We start from the raw sequence: 1898 nt of genomic DNA, 5'->3' as shown, positions 1-1898 counted from the left end.
TATTTTTGTACATACAAAAGAAAAAAATATATACTATTATAATCTTATACTTTTAATGAGGGATAAAACTGAAAAACTTACATTAAGAATATCAAAGGAGGAACTTGAGGAAATTGACAGTTTTTTATCCACAAATTCTAATTATACAAACAGATCGGAATTTATAAGGCTTGCAGTTCTTGAATATATATCCAATCTAAGAATAGGTATAATTTCAAAAAATAACACATTACATGTAAATCCAATTATTGAAAAAAGCCTTCAGAGGGCCGTATCATCAGGTTATTTCAAAAGCCTTGATGATGCCTATGAGGAAATAATAAATGAGGCATGGAGAAATAATATTATTTCAGGTCTAATAGAGGCCAAGCATAAGGAAATAGAAAAAATAGAAAAAACACTGGAGGGTGAAAAAAAGTATGATGAGTTATGAAAAAAATGGTTTTCTTGATATAGTCAGAAATTTAGAGGATATAAATTATTTTACATTTATATCCACGGATTCCGGAATATACAAATCATTGGATGGAAATCTGCCCGCAAATTCAACATATTATTATATTGAAATGGGTTTAAATAAGGTAAATATTGATGAATACACAAACTACAGTTACAGAAACATCCTGCGCAATGATAAGGTAAGCATAAGCTCTGGCAGGGCCATGAATCATTACCGCTTTGTAAGAATCATGTCAATAAAAAATATATCCGCTGATATCTTAAATTGTATTGAGGATGCCGCAATGTACATATTCATTGATAATGATAGGAATGTCTTCTCGGAAGTATATGATTACATGTCCAAAAAGGGAATACCGTTTTTAAAGGTTATCCATAAAAAATACTACAATATTAACGGAACAAACTATGCATCACCACACAGGCTTTTTGATTATATTTTTGAAAATTATGTACCATAGCCGCTATCCTTTGTTAATGATATATATATTTCCTCAAGGTCATCATATTTTTCCACATATTTAACATGCATGCCATTTCTTGAGAACATATTTATAATTTCATCGTTGTGCATATCAGGTGGTTTTTCCAGAATAATTTCATTTCCATTTACCCTGAATGGGTGTATGTTTCCATCAAGATCATTATTATAATCGGATTCCAGTGTAATTTTCAGCATTTCCCTGTTTTCCTCAGTTTTTGAATCATGGCCTATGGTTCCACTGTTAATAATTATCACCCTGTTGCATAGATCCCTTGCCTCATATAACAGGTGAGTGCTTAAAATAACCAGCTTATCCCTTGATATCTCCTTAATTAATGAATGAATCTCGCTCATTCCCTTTGGGTCAAGTCCAAATGTTGGTTCATCAAGCACAACTATCTCGGGATTGCCCATCAATGCAACAGAAAGTGCCAGCCTCTGCTTCATGCCCCTTGAATATCCACCAGTTTTCCTGTCAAGAAACCCCGAAATCTGTGTTATTTTTGATAACCTGTCTATTTCTGATTTTATCTCCTCATTTTTTAAACCTTTTATTTTTCCGGTAAAATTTAGTATTTCCCTGGATGTTAAATACCCATAAAACTCTGGCTGTTCTATTAAGGACCCGAGAAAACTCAGTGCCCTTTCAGGATAATCTGAAACATTTATGCCATTGATTGTAACCTCACCATGAGTTGGCCTGATTATATTTGTCATGAGCTTTAGCATTGTTGTTTTTCCCGCACCATTAGGTCCCAAAAGTCCGGTGCATCCGGTACCAGAAAATGTAAGGTTTATATCATTTAGTGCGGTTATCTTCCCGTATTTTTTGGTTATATGATCAAGCCTAATCTCCATTACTGCACCTCCTTTCTATCAAACAAAAAGAGGCCTATGACAAAGGTTGCAACAAAATATACAAACATAATAAGGCCTGCCAGCATAATGTCTGGAA

Annotated in this window: 3 protein-coding genes; 2 read left to right on the top strand and 1 reads right to left on the bottom strand. The window is 33.6% G+C overall.

The window, feature by feature from the left end; genetic code table 11:
- Together AOG54_RS02990 and AOG54_RS02985 are read left to right on the top strand one after the other, a co-directional pair.
- A partial coding sequence (locus AOG54_RS02990) for a ribbon-helix-helix domain-containing protein (protein WP_055032392.1) occupies window positions 1-433 on the top strand: 433 nt, incomplete at its 5' end.
- On the top strand, window positions 420-920 hold the full coding sequence (locus AOG54_RS02985) for a hypothetical protein (RefSeq protein WP_048102370.1): 501 nt from the start codon (window positions 420-422) through the stop codon (window positions 918-920). The genes AOG54_RS02990 and AOG54_RS02985, both read left to right, overlap by 14 nt.
- Here the strand turns inward: AOG54_RS02985 and AOG54_RS02980 are convergent.
- Window positions 908-1801, bottom strand: coding sequence for an ABC transporter ATP-binding protein (locus AOG54_RS02980; protein ID WP_048102369.1), 894 nt, complete (start codon window positions 1799-1801; stop codon window positions 908-910). The genes AOG54_RS02985 and AOG54_RS02980 overlap by 13 nt on opposite strands.
- Between the last annotated feature and the right edge of the window lie 97 nt (window positions 1802-1898).

This window comes from Acidiplasma aeolicum (assembly GCF_001402945.1).
Classification (GTDB): Archaea; Thermoplasmatota; Thermoplasmata; order Thermoplasmatales; family Thermoplasmataceae; genus Acidiplasma; species Acidiplasma aeolicum.
The sequence above is the reverse complement of the archived record's forward strand: the minus strand, read 5'-3'. Positions and strand labels throughout refer to the sequence as shown.